Source organism: Streptomyces sp. NPDC048604 (genome assembly GCF_043199435.1).
In the GTDB taxonomy this organism is placed as follows: Bacteria; Actinomycetota; Actinomycetes; order Streptomycetales; family Streptomycetaceae; genus Streptomyces.
This window is the reverse complement of sequence record NZ_JBICVX010000013.1, coordinates 183,989-202,966: the sequence shown is the minus strand read 5'-3', so window position 1 is coordinate 202,966 and position 18,978 is coordinate 183,989. Positions and strand designations below refer to the sequence as shown.

Here is an 18,978-nt window from a genome sequence, read left to right as displayed (position 1 = left end):
AATTACTATACCGGTATTAGAATGGTCCGCATGGTGCGCACACCCCTCACCCCCGAAGAGCGCGAGCGCGGCGAACGCCTCGGCGCCCTCCTCCGCGCCGCCCGCGGCGACCGCTCGATGGTCGAGATCGCGGCCGCGGCCGGCCTGTCGGCCGAGACCCTCCGCAAGATCGAGACCGGCCGGGCCCCGACCCCCGCCTTCTTCACGGTGGCGGCGCTGGCGGGCGCCCTCGAACTGTCCCTGGACGAGCTCGCCGTCCTGGCCTCGCTGGAGCTCGCGTGAACGCGCTGCGGCTGCCGGAGGAGCTGCGGCGGGCCCGCTACGTCAGCCTCACCACGTTCCGCAAGGACGGTTCGCCGGTGGCCACGCCCGTGTGGTTCGCCGTCGACGGGGAGGAGCTGTACGTCTGGACCAGATCCGACTCCTGGAAGGTCAAGCGCCTCCGGCGTGATCCGAGGGTCCTGGTCACCCCCTGCGACGTGCGCGGGGGGATCGCCGAGGGGGCCCTGACGCTGGAGGGCACCGGACGGCTGCTCGACGCCGCGGGCCTCAAGGGCGTACGGAAGCTGCTCGCGCGCAAGTACACCTGGCAGTACTGGTTCGTCGACTGGCCCGCCACGATCGCCCGGCTCGGCAAGCGCCCGCACACCGGCATCGCCGTGAGGTTCTGAAACCCGCGTGTTTCCGGGGCTGTGAGCTTCTGCGCGCCGACACGAAAACACTCCGTAGCCGTCCCGTAACACGACTGAGGTCCAATGCCACCCGGACCGGCGGATTCCAGTCGACGGGCGGACGGTGTCATGACGGTGCATCAACAGACGGTGGAGATCGGCGCGTTCGTGCGCTTCCTGCGCGACGTCGAGGCGCGCTCGACCCCGGACGCCGGGTGGTACGGGGTGTTCGCCGCGCGCGACCCCGAAGGGCTGCGGGCCTGTCTCGACGGGGTCGAGATCCTGCCCTGGGACGTCGTCGAATCGCTGCTGCGGGACCTCGGGCAGCCCCCGGAGGCCGTCGGGCACGCCCGGTCCCTGCACGCGGCGGCCGCGGCCGCGTACGACCGCCGGCCCGGCGGGGCCGAGGCGCTGCGGGACCGGCGGACCCTGATGGACGGGGAGCGCCGGGCCGCGGAGGCGCGCGCCCAGGACCTCGCCGTCCGGCTGCACACCGCCCCGCCCGCCGAGGCCGCCGGGCTGTCGGCGGAGCTGTCCTGGGCCCGCGACGACGGGGCCCGCGCCGCCGCCCGCGTCGCGGAACTGAGCGCCCGCCTGGCGGTCGTGGCTGAGCCCCCGCTTCCGCCGCCGCCGTCCCTGCCGCCCTCGCTCCCGCCGTCCCCGCCGCCGGCCGAGCCCGGCCGGCGCAGGCCGCGGGGCGCGAGGTACGCCTGGCTGGAGGAGGGCGAGGACGAGGGCGGGACGACCGCCGCGCCCGTGCTGCCCGCCGCCCAGGCCGCGCCGCCGCGCGGGGCGCGCTTCGGGGGAGCGCCGGATGCTTCGTCGGCGACGTCCTCGCCTCCGCCCACGAGCGCCGCGCCCGTCGACGAAGCCGGGGCCGCGCGGGCCGCCGGGAACGCCGTGTACGCGCTCCAGCGGCTGCGGTCCCAGGGCCGCAGCGGCGAGGCGCACGCGCTGCTCTGCGAGGCGCTCGCCGGCCCGCCCGGCTGGCTGCCCGCGCTCGCCCGCGAACTGCACCGCGCCGGGCTCGCCGCCGACTGGACCACGCTGCTCTGGGAGGCCGCCTCGCTGCCGCCGCAGCCGTACGCCGCCGTCGTGGGCGCGCTCGCCGACTCCGGCCTGGCCGAGGACTGCGAGCAGCTGCTGCGCCAGGGCGTCGCGCGGCCCGTCGCCGAGCTGGCCGAGGCCGTGGCGGCCCTGGAGGCCGCCGGGCGTGCTAAGGAGACCCGTACCCTGCTCGCCGCGCTGGTCCGGACCCGTTCGCCCGAGGAGGCCGCCGGGTTCGCCCTCGCGCACCCCGCCCACCTCGTCCCCCTGCTCCTCGCCGCCGTCCGCGCCGCGGCCCCGGCCCACGAGCCGGCCCTGCTCCACGCCCTGCGCGCGGCCGGCCTCCCGACGGTCTGAGCCGGCGGTCCGAGTCGGAGGTCCGAGCCGGCGGCGCGGGGCCGCGGCCGACCGGACCGACGGCGTTCGGTACCTATCAGTACGTGTCGGTAGGTGTCGGACGTGGACCACTCGGGTATGAAACATGATCGACTCCGCCGCTTCCCGGCGGTGGTCTTGCTCCGGGGTGTGACGGGGCTTACGTTCTCCTCCTACGCCCGTTGTCTACGGGCGTAGAGGCTCTCTGACGCCGCGCCGAAGGAGCAGCTCATGTCCCACGTCGTACGCGCCGCGCTCGTCCAGGCGACCTGGACCGGCGACACCGAATCCATGATCGCCAAGCACGAGGAACACGCCCGCGAGGCCGCCCGCCAGGGCGCGAAGGTGATCGGATTCCAGGAGGTGTTCAACGCCCCCTACTTCTGCCAGGTCCAGGATCCCGAGCACTACAAGTGGGCCGAGCCCGTCCCCGACGGCCCGACCGTGGTCCGGATGCAGGCGCTCGCCCGGGAGACCGGGATGGTGATCGTCGTCCCCGTCTTCGAGGTCGAGAGCGCCGGTTTCTACTACAACACCGCCGCCGTGATCGACGCCGACGGCACCTACCTCGGCAAGTACCGCAAGCATCACATCCCGCAGGTCAAGGGCTTCTGGGAGAAGTACTACTTCCGCCCGGGGAACGCCGGCTGGCCGGTCTTCGACACCGCCGTCGGCAAGGTCGGCGTGTACATCTGCTACGACCGCCACTTCCCCGAGGGCTGGCGTCAACTCGGCCTCGGCGGAGCCCAGTTGGTGTACAACCCGTCGGCCACCTCGCGCGGCCTTTCCGCCTACCTCTGGCAGCTGGAACAGCCCGCCGCCGCCGTCGCCAACGAGTACTTCGTCGCCGCGATCAACCGCGTCGGCCAGGAGGAGTACGGCGACAACGACTTCTACGGCACCTCGTACTTCGTCGACCCCCGCGGGCAGACCGTCGGCGAGGCCGCCTCCGACAAGGAGGAGGAACTCCTCGTCCGCGATCTGGACTTCGACCTCATCGAAGAGGTCCGCCGGCAGTGGGCGTTCTACCGCGACCGCCGCCCCGACGCCTACGACGGGCTGGTGCAGCCGTGAGCAGTCTGTACGAGCGGCACCGCGCCGTCGCGCCCGACTGGCTCGCGCTGTACTACCGCGACCCCATCGAGCTCACCCACGGCGAGGGCCGGCACGTCTGGGACGCCGACGGAAACCGCTACCTGGACTTCTTCGGCGGCATCCTCACCACCATGACCGCCCACGCGCTGCCCGAGGTCACCAAGGCCGTCGCCGAGCAGGCCGGACGGATCATCCACTCCTCCACGCTCTACCTCAACCGACCCATGGTGGAGCTCGCCGAGCGGATCGCGGCCCTGTCCGGCATCCCCGACGCCCGGGTCTTCTTCACCACCTCCGGGACCGAGGCCAACGACACCGCCCTGCTCCTGGCCACCGCGTACCGCCGCTCGAACCAGATCCTGGCGATGCGCAACAGCTACCACGGGCGTTCCTTCTCCACCGTCGGCATCACCGGCAACCGCGCCTGGTCCCCGACCGGCCTCTCCCCGCTCCAGACCCTGTACGTGCACGGCGGCGTCCGCACCCGCGGGCCCTACGCCCAGTACACCGACGAGCGGTTCGTCGACGCCTGCGTCGCCGACCTGGAGGACCTGCTCGGCCACACCCGCGCGCCCGCCGCCCTGATCGCCGAGCCGATCCAGGGCGTCGGCGGCTTCACCTCCCCGCCCGACGGCCTCTACGCCGCCTTCCGCCGGGTCCTCGACCGGCACGGCATCCTGTGGATCTCCGACGAGGTGCAGACCGGCTGGGGCCGCACCGGCGACCACTTCTGGGGCTGGCAGGCCCACGGCCAGGCCGGACCACCCGACATGCTCACCTTCGCCAAGGGCATCGGCAACGGCATGGCGATCGGCGGAGTCGTCGCCCGCGCCGAGATCATGAACAGTCTCGACGCCAACTCCATCTCCACCTTCGGCGGTTCGCCGATCACCATGGCCGCCGGCCTCGCCAATCTCGCCCACCTCCAGGACAACGACCTCCAGGGCAACGCCCGCCGCGTCGGCGGACTGCTCATCGAACGGCTGCGCTCCGCCGTCGCGGGAGTCGAGTTCGTCCGCGAGGTCCGCGGCCGCGGCCTGATGATCGGCCTCGAAATGGTCCGCCCCGGCACCGACGAACCGGATCCGGACGTCGCCTCCGCCGTCCTGGAGGCCGCCCGTGAACGCGGACTGCTGCTCGGCAAGGGCGGCGGCCACCACACCACCGCGCTGCGCATCGCCCCGCCGCTCTCGCTCACCGTCGGCGAGGCCGAGGAAGGCGCGGGCATCCTCGAAGAGGCGCTGCGCTCCGTCCAGGACGAGGGGGCCTGACCCATGACCACCCGTACGCTGATCCGCGGCGGTCTCGTCATCACCGCCGCGGACGAGGTCCACGCCGACGTCCTCGTCGAGGACGGCCGCATCGCCGCCCTCGCCGCCCACGGCTCCGACGTCGCCGCCGGCTGGACGGCCGGCCGGATCATCGACGCCACCGACCGGTACGTCATCCCGGGCGGCGTCGACGCCCACACCCACATGGAACTGCCGTTCGGCGGCACCTTCGCCTCCGACACCTTCGAGACCGGCACCCGCGCCGCCGCCTGGGGCGGCACCACCACCATCGTGGACTTCGCCGTCCAGACCGTAGGCCACTCGCTGCGCGAGGGCCTCGACGCCTGGTACGCCAAGGCCGACGCCAACTGCGCGATCGACTACGGCTTCCACATGATCCTCTCCGACGTCAACGAGACCACCCTCAAGGAGATGGACCACCTCGTCGCCGAAGGCATCAGCTCCTTCAAGCTGTTCATGGCCTACCCCGGCGTCTTCTACAGCGACGACGGGCAGATCCTGCGCGCCATGCAGCGCTCCGCCGCCAACGGCGGGCTGATCATGATGCACGCGGAGAACGGCATCGCCATCGACGTCCTCGTCGAACAGGCCCTGGCCCGCGGCGAGACCGACCCCCGGTACCACGGCGAGGTCCGCAAGGCGCTGCTGGAGGCCGAGGCCACCCACCGCGCCATCCAGCTGGCGCGGGTCGCCGGTGCGCCGCTGTACGTGGTGCACGTGTCGGCGGAGGAGGCCGTGGCCGAACTGGCCACCGCCCGCGACAAGGGGCTGCCGGTCTTCGGGGAGACCTGCCCGCAGTACCTGTTCCTGTCGACGGACAACCTCGCGGAGCCGGACTTCGAGGGCGCCAAGTACGTGTGCTCCACGCCGCTGCGGCCCAGGGAGCACCAGGCGGCCCTGTGGCGGGGCCTGCGGACCAACGACCTCCAGGTCGTCTCCACCGACCACTGCCCCTTCTGCTTCGTCGGCCAGAAGGAGCTGGGCCGGGGCGACTTCTCGAAGATCCCCAACGGCCTGCCGGGCGTCGAGAACCGCATGGACCTGCTCCACCAGGCCGTAGTCGACGGGCACATCTCCCGTCGCCGCTGGATCGAGATCGCCTGCGCCACCCCGGCGCGGATGTTCGGCCTGTACCCGAAGAAGGGCACGATCGCGCCCGGCGCGGACGCCGACATCGTCATCTACGACCCGCACGCCACGCAGACCCTGTCGGCCGAGACCCATCACATGAACGTCGACTACTCGGCGTACGAGGGGAGGACCGTCACCGGCCAGGTCGAGACCGTCCTCTCCCGGGGCGAGCCCGTCATCGAGCAGCGCGCGTACAAGGGCCGCGCCGGTCACGGCGTCTTCACCCCGCGCGCCACCTGTCAGTACCTGAACTGACCCTGTACCGAGCCGAGTTGTACCGAACCGAACCAGGAGGTCCCGTCGTGGACTTCGGACTCGTCCTGCAGACCGACCCGCCCGCCTCGCAGGTCGTCGGGCTGATGCGGCGCGCGGAGCGCAACGGCTTCCGCTACGGCTGGACCTTCGACTCCGCCGTCCTGTGGCAGGAGCCCTTCGTCATCTACAGCCGGATCCTGGAGCACACCACGAAGCTCCACGTCGGCCCGATGGTGACCAACCCCGGCACCCGTACGTGGGAGGTGACGGCCTCCACCTTCGCCACCCTGAACGAGATGTACGGCAACCGCACCGTCTGCGGCATCGGCCGCGGCGACTCCGCCATGCGCGTCGCCGGGCGCAAGCCCAACACCCTGGCCCGGCTCGGCGAGGCCATCGGCGTCATCCGGGACCTCGCCGAGGGACGCGAGGCGGAGGTGGACGGCAACCCGATCCGGCTCCCGTGGGTCCGGGACGGCAGGCTGCCGGTGTGGATGGCCGCGTACGGGCCCAAGGCCCTCGCGCTGGCCGGGCAGAAGGCCGACGGCTTCATCCTCCAGCTCGCCGACCCGTTCCTCACCGAGTGGATGGTCAAGGCCGTACGACAGGCCGCCACGGACGCCGGCCGCGACCCGGACGCGCTCACCATCTGCGTCGCGGCCCCCGCGTACGTGACCGAGGACGACTCGCCCGAGGCCCTGGCACACGCCCGGGACCAGTGCCGCTGGTTCGGCGGCATGGTCGGCAACCACGTCGCCGACCTGGTCGCCCGGTACGGCGAGCACTCCGGCATGGTGCCCGACGCGCTCACCGCGTACATCAAGGACCGGCACGGCTACGACTACAGCCACCACGGCCGCGCCGGAAACCCCGACACCGAGTTCGTCCCCGACGAGATCGTCGACCGCTTCTGCCTCCTCGGCCCGGCGGAGGCCCACCTCGAGAAGCTGCGGCACCTCCGCGACCTCGGCGTCGACCAGTTCGCCGTCTACGACATGCACGACGCGAAGGAGGCCACCATCGACGCCTACGGCTCCGACATCATCCCCGCCCTCGGCGGCTGACCCGCACCCCGTCACTCGAAGGCGAGCACCTCGGAGACCGGACGGCGGGGCGTGGCCCCGCCCCGTGGTCCGTACCCCAGGCGGAGCACCATGTGAACGTGGCCCATGGCGGAACCCGGGTCCCGCGTCTGGGAACGGAGCTCGGGCCACTCCAGCGGCTGGGACATCAGCGATGTGGAGAGGCCGTCGAGGGTGGCCTGGAGCAGGACCCGCTGCAGCGCCTGGCCGGCCCGCAGCCAGTCCGCCGGGGTGTCCTCGCCCGTGCCGAGCAGGGCCAGCTGGGGCCGCTGCTCGAAGCGCACCGAGCCGCGGCCGGCGTCGCGGCGCTGCGCGTCGAAGTCCCGGACCGGGGAGGTGACGTCGTACTGGCGCGGGCCGAAGGCGTACGCGGGGATCCCCTCGGTCTGCGGGCCCTCGTCGGCGGCGCCCGTACGCGTCCAGGCGGCGATCTCCGCGCGGACGGCCTCGTCCGCCGCCTCGAACAGCTCGGACTCGCGGACGAGCTCCATCACGGTGTCGGCGTGCCAGTCGCCCGGCACGACCAGCCGACAGCCCTCCAGGAGAGCGGCGGCCGCGAGCGCGTCGAGGAGCTCGGAGGGGATGCGCTCCTCGGAGAACGGGAAGCGGCTCGTGTGCCGCTCCCGCAGTGCGGGCCAGAGCCCGGCCAGTTCCTCGTCCTCCCCGGCGAGGAGCCGCACGTCGGCAAGGTGCCAGGGGTCTTCGGGATCGGGCAGCAGCCGGGTCTCCGTGCGCAGGCCCCGGTGCGCGGCGGCGACCCGCAGGCCGAACAGGGCGGCGCCGCAGCCGAGGTGGAGGGCGCGGTGGTCGGGGTCCTCACGGGGCAGTTCGCGCGTGGGATCGCCGTGGAGCTCGACGGTGTCCGTGCCCGTCCGGTGCACGAATCTCCACGGCTGGGCGTTGTGCATCGACGGGGCGGTGACGGCGTCGGCGACCAGCGCGGTCACGAGCGGTCGGGTCGGAGCGGTGGTGGACATCGTTCGTCCTGTCTGTGGGTGCACGGCCGGGCACACCGATGGGCGGACCGTCGGGGGGCGCCGTCCGCCCTCCGGGTCTCGCTGCCGGGAGTCCGGGCGGGGGACCGCCCCTCTTCTCCCACTGTCCCCCGACCGGCCGCCGCCCGCCAGGGCCGTTCAGCCCCTGCCGGGGCCGGTGCGGCGGTCCCGTGACGGTGACGGCGCCGGCCGTCACGACCCGTGGCGGGGTCATTGCGTGGCGTAGGTCTCCAGGTAGGCGGTGACCAGCCGTCGGGCCTCCCTGATCGTGGTCGCGTCGCCGCCGGGCGAGCGTCGGAAGGCGACGTCGAAGAGGCGGTCGCCGGCCTCGAAGGCGACCTCGACGGCGTGCAGGGGAGTGTCGGGCAGGACGAGTTCGCGGGTCAGCAGGAGGCGCCAGAGCTGCTCGGCCTGCGCCGTCCTGTGGGCGCGCGCGAGCTCGGTGAGCGCCGGGCCGGCGCCCGCGTACCAGAGGACGACGAAGCTCTGGTGCCGGCGGTGGTACGCGAGCTGCGGCTCGACCACGGCGTCGATGACGTCCTGCAGGGTGTCCACCCCGGGGTCGTTCAGCGCCGTCTCGACGAGCTCGTCCAGGGCGCGGAGGTGGCGCCGGACGAGCTCGGCGTCGACCTCGTGGCGGTCGGCGTAGTAGTGGTAGACCGACGCGGTCGGGATGCCGGCCCGCTCGCCGATGCCCTTGAGCGTGGCGGCCTCGTAGCCCTGTTCGGCGAGCAGTTTCTCGGCGGCGTCGAGGATGGCCTTCTCGCGTTCCAGCCTGCGGCGCTGCACGGTGGCGGGGCGGCCGGCGCCCTCGCGCGCGGGCCGTCGCCCCGCGGGATCCGGGCTGTCCATGGGAGACCTCCCCGTGAAGGCGCTCCCGTCCGGGAGATCTGTCGAACCTGATGGCGATTCGGGATCGTATCAACCCATGGTGCCGGGCGCGCTACGCGCGTACATTCGTCGGACCCCCCGCACTCCGCACGGCCTCGTTCCGCCTCGTTCCCCTCCCGAACGAAGGGTTCCGCCGATGACCGCGACCACTCCCTCCGACAGAACCGGCACGACCGACGGGCGGGTCGAACTCGCGCCCGACGAGGTCCTCGCCGACAGCCGTTTCGTCAACGACGACCTGCTCCCCGTCCCCGTCGCCCGGCGCCGCTGGACCACCTACAACTTCGCCGCGCTCTGGGTCGGCATGGCCCACAACATCCCGTCCTGGCTGCTCGCCTCCGGCCTCGTCGCCCTCGGCATGGACTGGAAACAAGCCGTGTTCACCATCGCGCTCGCCAACGTCATCGTGCTGCTGCCGATGCTGCTGACCGGGCACGCCGGCCCCAAGTACGGCATCCCCTTCCCGGTCCTCGCCCGCGCCTCGTTCGGGCTGCGCGGCGCGAACCTGCCCGCGCTGATCCGGGCCGGCGTGGCCTGCGCCTGGTTCGGCATCCAGACCTGGATCGGCGGCCAGGGCATCTTCGTGCTGCTCGGCAAGATCTTCGGCGGCTGGGCGGAGGCGGGCGAGATCGGCGGCCAGCCGTGGACGCTGTGGCTCTGCTTCGTACTCTTCTGGGCGCTCGAACTCGCCATCATCTACCGGGGGATGGAGGCGCTGCGCCGCTTCGAGAACTGGGCCGCGCCGTTCGTCATCGTCGGCGCGCTGGTGCTCCTGATCTGGATCGCGGTCAAGGCCGGCGGCTTCGGCCCGCTGCTCGACCAGCCGTCGAAGCTGGGCTGGGGCGCGGAGTTCTGGCCGGTCTTCTTCCCCTCCCTCATGGGCATGATCGCGTTCTGGTCGACGCTCTCGCTCAACATCCCCGACTTCACCCGCTTCGGCGCCGGGCAGCGCTCCCAAGTCCTCGGCCAGAGCCTCGGGTTGCCCACGACCATGACGCTGTTCGCGCTGCTCTCGGTGCTCGTCACCTCCGGCTCGCAGGCGGTGTACGGCGCGCCGGTCTGGGACCCGGTGGCGCTGGCCGCGAAGACCGACAACGTCTTCGGGCTGCTGTTCGCGCTGGTGACCGTGCTCGTCGCGACGATCTCGGTGAACCTCGCGGCCAACGTGGTCTCGCCCGCGTACGACCTCGCCAACCTCGCCCCACGCCTCGTCAACTTCCGTACCGGGGCGCTGATCACGGGCGTCGTGGGCGTGCTGATCATGCCGTGGAAGCTGACCGAGACGCCCGAGCTGTACATCTTCACCTGGCTGGGCCTGGTCGGCGGACTGCTCGGTACGGTCGCCGGCATCCTCATCGCGGACTACTGGCTGGTGCGGCGCACGGTCCTCGACCTCGCCGACCTGTACCGCCCGGGCGGCCGCTACTGGTACGCGGCGGGCTGGAACCCGGCGGCCGTCCTCGCCTTCACGGTCGGCGGCGTCCTCGCCGTCGGCGGCTCCCACTCGGCCCCCGGCAAGGGTCTGTTCCCCGCGGACGGCCTGATCCCGTTCCTGAAGCCGCTCGCCGACTACGGCTGGGCCGTGGGCCTCACGGCCTCGCTGCTGCTGTACACCGCGCTCATGGCGGGACGGCGTCCGCGGCGCGGCTGACCGGACCTCGTTTCCGGGCCCGTTCCCGTCCTGAAGGCCCGTTTCCGCCCTGAAGCCCCGTTCCCGCCCACCGCGGACAGGGGCTGACAGCAAGGTTACGCTCCAGTAGGGTTCCGGCAGCCGACATGACGAGGGGGGGGCTGCCGTGACCGCGGTCGAACACACCGGACTGGCCGAAATGGCCCGGCAGTTGGCGGACGGGACGGTCACCTCGGCCGCCCTCGTGCAGTCCGCCCTGGACCGCATCGAGGCCGCCCAGCCCACCCTCAACGCCTTCCGCGTCACCCGCCCGGAGGCCGCGCTCGAAGAGGCCGCGGAGGCCGACCGGCGGCTCGCCCGGGGCGAGGTGCTGCCGCTGCTCGGCGTGCCGATGGCCGTCAAGGACGACACCGACGTCGCCGGTCTGCCCACCGCCTTCGGCTGTGCCGGAGACCTCCCCGCCGTGGAACAGGACGGCGAGGCGGTACGGCGGCTGCGCGCGGCCGGCGCGGTGATCGTCGGCAAGACGAACTCCTGCGAGCTCGGCCAGTGGCCGTTCACCGAGGGCCATGCCTTCGGCGCCACCCGCAACCCGTGGAACCCGGACCACACGCCCGGCGGCTCCTCCGGCGGCTCGGCCGCGGCCGTCGCCGCCGGGCTCGTGCCCGCCGCCCTCGGCTCCGACGGCGCGGGCTCCATCCGCATCCCCGCGTCCTGGACCCACCTCGTCGGGATCAAGCCCCAGCGCGGCCGGGTCTCCGTCCACCCGTACAACGACTGCTTCCACGGCCTCACCGTCAACGGCCCGCTCGCCCGCACCGTCGCCGACGCCGCCCTGCTGCTCGACGCCGTCGCCGGCTCCCACGCCAGCGAGCGCTTCCAGCCCACCCCCGTGGACGCCTCCGCCGCGGCCCGCCGCGAACCCGGCCGGCTGCGGATCGCGCTCGCCTGGCGGCCGCCCTTCACCGCCACCCCCACCCCGCTGCACCCCGGCGTCCGGCGGGCCGTCGCCGACCTCGGCGACACGCTCGCCCGGCTCGGCCACACCGTCGAGGAGGCCCGGCCCCGGTACGGGCTGATCGGCCTGAGCTTCCTGCCCCGGGCTGCCGCCGGCGTCGCCGAGTACGCCGGCCGGCACCCCGAGCCGGGGCTGCTCGACCCGCGCACCCGGGAGACCGCCCGCTCCGGCCGGCTGCTCGGCGGCCGGGCGCTGCGCGCCGCCCGCGGCCGGGAGGCCCGCCAGCACCGCAGGATCGGCGCGATCTTCGACACGTACGACGTCGTCCTCGCCCCGACCACCGCCGTGCCGCCGCCCCGGATCGGGGCCTTCGACGATCTGCCCGGCTGGCGCACCGACCTGAGCATGGCCTCGGCCTGCCCGTACGCCTGGCCCTGGAACGTCCTCGGCTGGCCCGGCGTCAACGTCCCGGCCGGCTTCACGGCCGACGGGCTCCCGATCGGCGCCCAGCTCCTCGGCCCGGCCGGCAGCGAGCCGCTGCTCGTCTCGCTCGCCGCCCAACTCGAGGACGACCTGCGGTGGTTCGAGAAGCGTCCGGCAGCCTTCGCGGAGTCGTGACGGGGGCCGTCCCCGGCGGTTAACCTGCCGGAGGGACAGTCCTGATGCGGGGGAGGCGGGGGATGGCTCCACGGCTGGTGTTCGTGCACGGAATCGGCGGGCCGCGGGACCCGGCCGCCGAGCTGGCCCACTGGGCCGGCGCGCTCGCCGCCGGCATGCGGGCCGCCGGGCACTCCGCGCTCGCCGCGTCGCTGGAGGCCGCGCCCGCCGCGCACGCCGCCTTCGTCTCGTACGCCGATCTCTTCGGCCGCCCGCAGGCGCAGGGCGGCGACGACGCCACCGCCGAGGCCGGGCTGCTGGCCGCCCTGGTCGGCGAACTCGTCGACGAGGCCTTCGCGTTGGCGGAGGAGGACGACGACCGGGAGGGGCTGCGGATCCTCGCCCACGCCCGTACCGAGGCGGCGCCGGCCGGACAGCAGCAGGGCGCGGGGGACCTGGCGCGCCGTGCCCTCAACGTGGTCACCACCCTGCTCTCGCTGCGCCCCTGGGACGGCGCGGGGGAGTGGCTCACCCCGAAGCTGATGGTCCGTCATTTAGGGCAGGTGGCCCGCTACCTGGCCCGCGCCGAGCCCGACGCCGGCGGTGCCACCCTCGACGCCCGGATCCGGGCCCGCGTCGCCGCGGCCCTCGGCGACGGCCCCGCCGTCGTCGTCGCGCACTCCCTCGGCACCGTCGTCGCCCTGGAGACCCTGCACGAACGGGACGCCGACGTCCCGCTGTTCGTCACCCTCGGCTCGCCCCTCGCCATGCGCGGCGTCGTCCTGCCCCGGCTGCGGCCCCAGCCGCCCGCCGTCCCCGACGGCACCGCCCGCTGGCTCAACTTCTGGGACCGCGACGACGTCATCGCCGTACGCCCCCACCTCGAACGCGACCTCGCACCCGGCGCGTCCGGCGTCCGGCCGGTCAGCGACCGCATCGACTCCGACGGCCTGTGGGTGCACACCGCCACCAAGTACCTGGCCCAGGCCGCCGTCGCCGGACCCGTGGCCGAGGCGCTCGCCGCGCACCCGGGCCGCGGATGACGGTCCGCCCGCGCGGCGGCCGCCCGCCCGGCCGCCCCGACACCCCCCGCCACCTCCTCGTGATCGCCCCGCAGTGCCGGCAGATGGAGCGCCTCGACCTCCTCGAACCGGCCGCCGCCGGACTGTACGAGGTGCTCACCGACCCCGCCCTCGGCGGCTGCGCCCCCGGACTGCCCGACGGCCGCTCCGCGCTGCTCGCCGGCTACGGCATCACCAGCGCCGACGTGCGCGCCGCCGTCTCCGACGCCGTGCGCCACGCCGCCCGCCACCGCGCCGTCCTCGTCCTCGCCCTCCTCGGCCACGGCTTCGTGCCCGGCCGCAGCAGCAGCCTGTACCTGATGACGGAGGAGTCCGTCGAGGACGTCCGCAACGGCTCCGTAGCCGTCGGGGACCTCCTGACGGACGCCGCCGACGACCCCGGCGTACCCGGCGTGCTCGCCCTCGTCGACACCTGTCACGCCGGCGGCGCACCGCCCCCCGTCCACGAGCTGACCGGCGGCACCCGCAACGGACGTACCCGGCTCGCCCTGCTGATGGCCTCCGCCGTCACCCAGCCCGCCACCGGACTGTCCTTCACGCGCGGCCTCACCGACCTGATCGTCCGGGGACTACCGGACGCCGAGCGGGAGTTCGGCGTCGCCGACGCCGTCCGCGCGCTCAAGGGCGCCCTGCCCGGCCAGGACGTCACCGGCCTCGACTACGACGCCGACGGCGCCGCCCGCGCACCCGTCTGGATCGCCCGCAACGCCCGCGAGCGGCGCGCCCCCGGCGGGCTGTGCGGCCGGCTCGCCCTCGACGAACTCGCCGCCGCCCTTCGCGCCGTCGACCCGCTGCTGCCCGCTCCCGACGCGACCGGCGACGGGGCCGACCTCGCCGCCGTCCGCGAGGACGTCCTCGCCCACCCCGCCTCACCCGCCCGCGGCCACGCCCTCGCCGTACTCGACTCGCTCGCCGTCGCGGTGCGCACCGTCGTGTTCCTGCGCGGCTGGCTCGGCGCCGACCTCACCACCGCGCGCATGCGGCACGCCCTGCACACCCTGCTCGCCGCCGAGGGCCGGCTGCCGTCCGGCGACCGGCTCCGCACCGACGTCGACATCGTCGACGAACTGGTCTTCAACCACCCCTCCGCCGACGACGACTGGCGGCCCGGCCTGACGAAGTTCGTCGCCCTGCTCGGCCGCGTCTGCGGCCGCCCGCCCGAAGCGCCCGAACTGCACGCCTGGGGCGCCCGCGGCGGAGCCGTCGCCGAACTCAACGCCGCGCTCGCGTACGCCGCCCGGCGCGTCGACGACCAGCGGCTCGCCCTCGTCGTCAGCCTGCACGCCGCCCTCGCCGACGACTGGCCCGAGGAGCTGGACGCCTGGCTGCTGCGCGACGGCGAACTCCTCCACCACGAGCGCTTCGCCTGCCCCAGCGCCGACCGGGCCGGCGCCGAACTCGCCGTCGAGGACGCCGCCGCCTGGGCCGAGGACCACGGCGCCGCGCTCGGACTGCCGCTGGTGCGCGTCGACATCGCCCTGCCCGCCGGACTGCTCCTGGACTGGCGGCCCGAAGAGGCAGGAGTCGCCGCACTTCTGGGTATCCGCTACGAGGTGAGACTCCACTGGAGCCGCCGGCTCACCCCCGACGCGGCGCTGCGCAGCATCGAGCGGGTCGTCCGCGGCAGCTGGGACGTGCTCTCCCACCCGCTCGGCGAGGACCGCCGCGCCCCCGTCGACTGGCTCGGCCGCGACGACGTCGCCGAGGCGCAGGAACTGCGCGCCAAACTCCGCACCGGCCGCTACCGGCGCGGCCTCGGCCTGCTCCACCACCCCGGCGCCGACGCGCGTCTGCTCGACCTGCTGCTGCACTACACCCCCGTCCTGCTCTGGCCGCACGACCCGGCCGGAGCCGACCCCGGCTGCGCCGAGGACCGCCACCGCTGCCTCGACCGCAAATGGTGGGCCATGCCCGCCGCGCTCGCGTACGCCTACCGGGACCGCTGGGCCGACCGGGAGGCCGACGACGACCTCGCCGACCTCCGGGCCGTCTGGGACGACCCGGACTGGCTCCGCTTCTGCGGGGCATTCCGGAACGGGCCGCCGCCCGCCCGTGCCTCCGACACCGCTCCCGAAGGGATGTCATGACCTGGAACGCGTACTACCGGGGCGACGGAACGAGCCGGCCCGACACCCGGCTGCCCGACCCGCCGCCCTGGCGCACCTTCCCCAGCCGCCCCGCCGCCGAGGTGTTCCGGCCGCCGGACGGTCTGATCGAGGCCGTCAACGCGGCCCTCGCGCTGAGACGGCCGCTGCTGATCACCGGCACGCCCGGCTCCGGCAAGTCCACGGTCGTCGAGCAGGTGGCCGCCGAGCTGGCCCTCGGACCCGTACTGCGCTGGCACATCACCTCCCGATCCACGCTCGCCGAGGCGCTCTACCGCTACGACGCCCTCGGCCGCATCCACGCGCACCGGCTCCAGCAGGAGAAGGCCCGCGCCGGGGCCGACACCGGCGACGGCGACGACATCGCGGCCTTCATCGGCCTCGGCCCGCTCGGCACCGCCCTGCTGCCCTCGGAGCGGCCGCGCGCCCTGCTCGTCGACGAGATCGACAAGTCCGACCTCGACCTGCCCGGCGACCTCCTGGAGGTCCTGGAGCGCGGCGAGTTCCGCATCCCCGAACTGCTGCGCGAGGGCCAGGACGTGGCGGAACTGCGGATGTGGGACAGCGCGGACCGGTACCGGGTGGAGCGCGGCCACGTCCAGTGCACCGAGTTCCCGTTCATCGTCATGACCAGCAACGGCGAACAGGAGCTCCCCGCGCCCTTTCTGCGCCGTTGCGTGCGCTACACGATGCCGAAACCCACGGCCGCCCTGATACGCGAAGTGGTGCGCGGGCATCTTCAGTTGGAGATATCCGAATCCGGCCCCGAGGCGGACCTCGTGAACGACTTCGTACGACGTGTGGCGGCGGGCGAGAGCGTCGCCGTGGACCAGCTCCTGGGCACCCTGCACCTCCTGCACGGGGACGCCCAGGGCGCGGCGAAGGTTCGCGGCCGGGGCGAACGCGACCGTCTCATCGCCCTGCTGATGAAGGACCTCTCCGGTGCCTGACGGGAGGCCCGGGGCGGAGCGCCTGGACTCCGTCGTCGGCGCCGTCCACGCGCTGGGGCGGGGCCTCGACGGCGTGTCCCTGGCCGAACTGCTGTGGCTGGCGGCGCAGTCGGGCGGCGACGGGCCGGAGGAGGACGCCCGCCCCGAGGCCCGGACCGGGACCGGCGGCGAACGGCCCGCGGTCGACCCGCGGGACGCCGCCCGGCCCGGCCGGGACCACTCCCGGCAGCCCGTCTACGAGCCCGCGGCCGCGCCCGCGGGCCGCGGGCTCGCCGGGCGCAAGGTCTCCCTGCCGCGCGCCGCCGCGCTGCCCCGCGCCCGCGAACTCGCCACCGCCCTGCGCCCGTTGCGCCGCCCCTGGCGCAAGGGGCGGCGGGAACAGCTCGACATCGCCGGCACCGTCGCCGACTTCGCCCGCAGCGGCGAACTGCTGCCCGTCTTCGGCCCGACGCCCGAGCGCTGGTTCGACCTGACCGTCGTCCTCGACCGCTCGCCCACCATGGCCGTCTGGGCCGACACCACCGGCGAACTGCTCCGGCTGCTCGCCAGCACCGGAGTCTTCCGCACCCTGCGGGTCCAGGAGATCAACACCTGGGAGCCCGAGCCCGAGCCGGAGCCCGCTCCCGAACTCCCCGCTGCTGCACCCGCGTTACCGCAACCGCAGTCCCGGCGCCTCGTCCTCGTGATCTCCGACTGCGTCGCCACCGCGACCGGCGACAGCCGGCTGTGGGACCGCATCCACCGCTGGGCCCGCGCGGTGCCGACCGTCCTCGTCAACCCGCTGCCGCCGGCGATCTGGAGGCACTCCGGCCTCGACCTGCCGGCCGTGCGCACCGCCCCGCCGCCGCGGCCCGGCGCGGCCAACGCCCGCCTCCCGTACACCGAACCGCCGCTGCTCGAAGAGCTCCTGTACGCGGCCGAGAGCACTCGCGACCCCTGGGTGCCGGTGCCCGTCGTCTCGCTCACCCCCCGCTCCGTGGACCGCTGGGCCCGCACGCTGATGCGCGGCGCGCCGGAGGGCTGCGCGGCGGTCCTGGTGCCGCAGCCGGGGCTGATGGAGCGGCCGGGCGTCCTGGAGGACGCCGAACTGGACGGCGAGAAACTGGTCGAGTCGTTCCTGCACCGCGCCTCCACGACAGCCGTCCGCCTGGCCGCGCTCTGCTCCGCGTACGCCGAGCTGAGCGTCGCGCTGCTGCACCTGGTCCGCCAGGAGCTGGTCCCCGAGGCCACGCCCGCGGACCTCGCGGAGGTGGTGGTCGGCGGGCTGGTCTCCGTCGACCAGGGCGAGGAGGAGAGCAGCGGTCCCGTGCTGCGCTTCCACGCCGGCGTCCGCGAACGCCTGGCGCACCGCCTCGGCGCCCGGGACGCCCGCCGGGTCCGCGACGCGATCACCCGCTTCGTCGACGCGAACCCGGACGCCCGCTCCCGCTTCGCCGCGGTCACCCCGTCGCCGGAGGGCGACAAGGCCATCGCCCCGGACCAGGGGCCCCCGATCGCGGACGTGACGACGGAGCCGGCGGAGTCCGCGGAGACGCTCGCCGCGTGGACGCGCGCGCAGGAGGTGCTGCGGGGCGGGGAACGGCCTTCGGAGGAGGCGCGGACGCGCCCGCTGCGCCCGGCGGCGGGCCTCGTACGCCCACGCGAGGACGCCCCGCCGCCGTACTTCTTCCTCAGCTACGCACGCGCGGCCCGGTACGGCGACGGCACGAACCCCGACCTCTGGGTCGAGCGGCTCTTCGCCGACCTGAGCAGCCACGTCATGGCCATGACCGACCTGCCCGCCGGGGTGCAGGCCGGCTTCATGGACCGCGACATCCGCCCCGGTGAGACATGGACCGAACGGCTCGGCGAGGTGCTCGCGACCTGCCGGGTCTTCGTCCCGCTCTACTCGCCGCGCTACTTCGCCAGCGAGACCTGCGGCCGCGAGTGGTACGCCTTCGACCAGCGCACGATCTACGAGCAGGCCAAGCGCGACCACACGGTCCACGCCGTGGTCCCGGCCCTGTGGGTGCCGGTCCCGAACGACTCGATGCCCGCCGTGGCCCGCCGACTGGGCGCACCGGGCCGTGAGTTCGGCGACCTCTACGCGAGCGAGGGGCTGTACTCGCTGATCAAACTGCGCGCCTACGTCGAGGAGTACGAACGCGCGGTCTACCAACTCGCCAAGCGCATCGTCACGGTGGCGCAGGAGAGCGAGCTGCCGCCCGGCTCCCCGGTCGACTACCTCACCTCTCCCAGCGCCTTCGGCGGCTTCGGCGCCCGGTCCGACCGGGTACGGGTGGTCGTCGCCGCGCCGTCCGGGCGCGAGCTCCCGCCGGGTCGTACGCCGGACCCGTACGGCGCGGACGCGCTGAGCTGGAACCCGTACCACCCGGAGTCGCGTCGCCCCGTCGGCCAGGTCGCGGCGTCCCTGGTGCGCTCGCTCAACCTGGAGGCGACGGTGGGCTCCTGGGAGGAGTCCGAGAGCTGGCTGACGCGGGACGCGCCGCCCCCGGACCCGGTGGTCCTGCTGCTCGACCCGTGGCTCCTCGGCGACCCCGCCTGGCGCCGCCGCCTCGCCGACCTGGACGCGGGCGCGTGCCCGTGGGTACGGGTCGTGGTCCCCAGCCACGCCCGCGACGACCAGTGCGTGACGGCCCGCCGAGAGCTGCGCGAGCTGCTCGCCCGCGTCATGCCCTACGCGGCCGGAGCCCTGCCCGGGGGCGCGGAGCCCGCCACCCTGGAGGACCTGGGCCCGCACCTCGCCCGTACCGTCGCCGAGGCCAGGGCCGCCCACGCCGGCGAGACGCCGGCGCGGACGGACGGGGAGGTCTGACCGCTCC

The 18,978-nt window shown here is 74.3% G+C and carries 15 protein-coding genes; 13 read left to right on the top strand and 2 right to left on the bottom strand.

The annotated features are described in order from the left end of the window. Window positions 1-30 precede the first annotated feature (30 nt). The 7 genes from ACGFMM_RS26215 (at window position 31) to ACGFMM_RS26185 (ending at window position 6,930) form a co-directional block, all read left to right on the top strand. Window positions 31-282, top strand: coding sequence for a helix-turn-helix domain-containing protein (locus ACGFMM_RS26215; RefSeq protein ID WP_393648883.1), 252 nt, complete (start codon window positions 31-33; stop codon window positions 280-282). Between the two features lie 5 nt (window positions 283-287). Continuing rightward, window positions 288-671: a PPOX class F420-dependent oxidoreductase gene (locus ACGFMM_RS26210; protein ID WP_393648962.1), complete on the top strand. Its 384-nt coding sequence runs from the start codon at window positions 288-290 to the stop codon at window positions 669-671. Window positions 672-800: 129 nt separating this feature from the next. Next, entirely contained in the window at window positions 801-2,075 is a 1,275-nt protein-coding gene (locus ACGFMM_RS26205) for a UL36 very large tegument protein (protein ID WP_393648882.1), read from the top strand. Window positions 2,076-2,324: 249 nt separating this feature from the next. Next, entirely contained in the window at window positions 2,325-3,167 is an 843-nt protein-coding gene (locus ACGFMM_RS26200) for a nitrilase-related carbon-nitrogen hydrolase (protein WP_393648881.1), read from the top strand. Then, window positions 3,164-4,459 carry an aspartate aminotransferase family protein gene (locus ACGFMM_RS26195; RefSeq protein ID WP_393648880.1) on the top strand — a complete coding sequence of 432 codons (1,296 nt, stop codon included), beginning with the start codon at window positions 3,164-3,166 and terminating at the stop codon, window positions 4,457-4,459. Before ACGFMM_RS26200 ends, ACGFMM_RS26195 begins: the two co-directional genes overlap by 4 nt. A gap of 3 nt (window positions 4,460-4,462) precedes the next feature. After that, a complete protein-coding gene (hydA, locus tag ACGFMM_RS26190; protein ID WP_393648879.1) occupies window positions 4,463-5,866 on the top strand; it encodes a dihydropyrimidinase in 1,404 nt (467 codons plus the stop codon). A gap of 47 nt (window positions 5,867-5,913) precedes the next feature. Continuing rightward, window positions 5,914-6,930, top strand: coding sequence for a TIGR03842 family LLM class F420-dependent oxidoreductase (locus ACGFMM_RS26185; protein ID WP_393648878.1), 1,017 nt, complete (start codon window positions 5,914-5,916; stop codon window positions 6,928-6,930). A gap of 11 nt (window positions 6,931-6,941) precedes the next feature. Here ACGFMM_RS26185 and ACGFMM_RS26180 read toward each other — a convergent pair whose 3' ends face one another. Further along, complete coding sequence (locus tag ACGFMM_RS26180; RefSeq protein WP_393648877.1) at window positions 6,942-7,925, bottom strand: Acg family FMN-binding oxidoreductase; 984 nt, start codon at window positions 7,923-7,925, stop codon at window positions 6,942-6,944. A 228-nt stretch (window positions 7,926-8,153) separates the two neighbouring features. Next, window positions 8,154-8,795: a TetR/AcrR family transcriptional regulator gene (locus tag ACGFMM_RS26175; RefSeq protein ID WP_393648876.1), complete on the bottom strand. Its 642-nt coding sequence runs from the start codon at window positions 8,793-8,795 to the stop codon at window positions 8,154-8,156. A gap of 175 nt (window positions 8,796-8,970) precedes the next feature. On the opposite strand from ACGFMM_RS26175, the gene ACGFMM_RS26170 reads away from it, so the two are divergent. The 6 genes from ACGFMM_RS26170 to ACGFMM_RS26145 all read left to right on the top strand — a co-directional run bounded on the left by ACGFMM_RS26170 (window position 8,971) and on the right by ACGFMM_RS26145 (window position 18,971). Further along, window positions 8,971-10,485 (top strand): NCS1 family nucleobase:cation symporter-1, encoded by a 1,515-nt coding sequence (locus ACGFMM_RS26170; protein WP_393648875.1) that lies wholly within the window; start codon window positions 8,971-8,973, stop codon window positions 10,483-10,485. 145 nt (window positions 10,486-10,630) lie between these two features. Further along, the gene (locus ACGFMM_RS26165; RefSeq protein WP_393648874.1) at window positions 10,631-12,040 is read left to right on the top strand and encodes an amidase; all 1,410 of its coding nucleotides are present in this window, start codon (window positions 10,631-10,633) and stop codon (window positions 12,038-12,040) included. Window positions 12,041-12,102: 62 nt separating this feature from the next. Further along, entirely contained in the window at window positions 12,103-13,062 is a 960-nt protein-coding gene (locus ACGFMM_RS26160) for a hypothetical protein (protein ID WP_393648873.1), read from the top strand. Then, complete coding sequence (locus tag ACGFMM_RS26155; protein WP_393648872.1) at window positions 13,059-15,188, top strand: hypothetical protein; 2,130 nt, start codon at window positions 13,059-13,061, stop codon at window positions 15,186-15,188. Before ACGFMM_RS26160 ends, ACGFMM_RS26155 begins: the two co-directional genes overlap by 4 nt. Then, window positions 15,185-16,156 carry an AAA family ATPase gene (locus ACGFMM_RS26150; protein ID WP_393648871.1) on the top strand — a complete coding sequence of 324 codons (972 nt, stop codon included), beginning with the start codon at window positions 15,185-15,187 and terminating at the stop codon, window positions 16,154-16,156. The genes ACGFMM_RS26155 and ACGFMM_RS26150 overlap by 4 nt, the downstream gene beginning before the upstream one ends. Further along, window positions 16,149-18,971 (top strand): TIR-like protein FxsC, encoded by a 2,823-nt coding sequence (locus tag ACGFMM_RS26145; RefSeq protein WP_393648870.1) that lies wholly within the window; start codon window positions 16,149-16,151, stop codon window positions 18,969-18,971. Before ACGFMM_RS26150 ends, ACGFMM_RS26145 begins: the two co-directional genes overlap by 8 nt. The last annotated feature ends 7 nt before the right edge of the window (window positions 18,972-18,978 follow it).

Bases quoted from the DNA above. Each gene is read 5' to 3' on its own strand.
- ACGFMM_RS26180 (WP_393648877.1), bottom strand. From the start codon at position 7,925: ATGTCCACCACCGCTCCGACCCGACCGCTCGTGACCGCGCTGGTCGCC.
- ACGFMM_RS26170 (WP_393648875.1), top strand. From the start codon at position 8,971: ATGACCGCGACCACTCCCTCCGACAGAACCGGCACGACCGACGGGCGG.
- ACGFMM_RS26205 (WP_393648882.1), top strand. From the start codon at position 801: ATGACGGTGCATCAACAGACGGTGGAGATCGGCGCGTTCGTGCGCTTC.
- ACGFMM_RS26200 (WP_393648881.1), top strand. From the start codon at position 2,325: ATGTCCCACGTCGTACGCGCCGCGCTCGTCCAGGCGACCTGGACCGGC.
- ACGFMM_RS26155 (WP_393648872.1), top strand. From the start codon at position 13,059: ATGACGGTCCGCCCGCGCGGCGGCCGCCCGCCCGGCCGCCCCGACACC.
- ACGFMM_RS26215 (WP_393648883.1), top strand. From the start codon at position 31: ATGGTGCGCACACCCCTCACCCCCGAAGAGCGCGAGCGCGGCGAACGC.
- hydA (WP_393648879.1), top strand. From the start codon at position 4,463: ATGACCACCCGTACGCTGATCCGCGGCGGTCTCGTCATCACCGCCGCG.
- ACGFMM_RS26175 (WP_393648876.1), bottom strand. From the start codon at position 8,795: ATGGACAGCCCGGATCCCGCGGGGCGACGGCCCGCGCGCGAGGGCGCC.
- ACGFMM_RS26160 (WP_393648873.1), top strand. From the start codon at position 12,103: ATGGCTCCACGGCTGGTGTTCGTGCACGGAATCGGCGGGCCGCGGGAC.
- ACGFMM_RS26150 (WP_393648871.1), top strand. From the start codon at position 15,185: ATGACCTGGAACGCGTACTACCGGGGCGACGGAACGAGCCGGCCCGAC.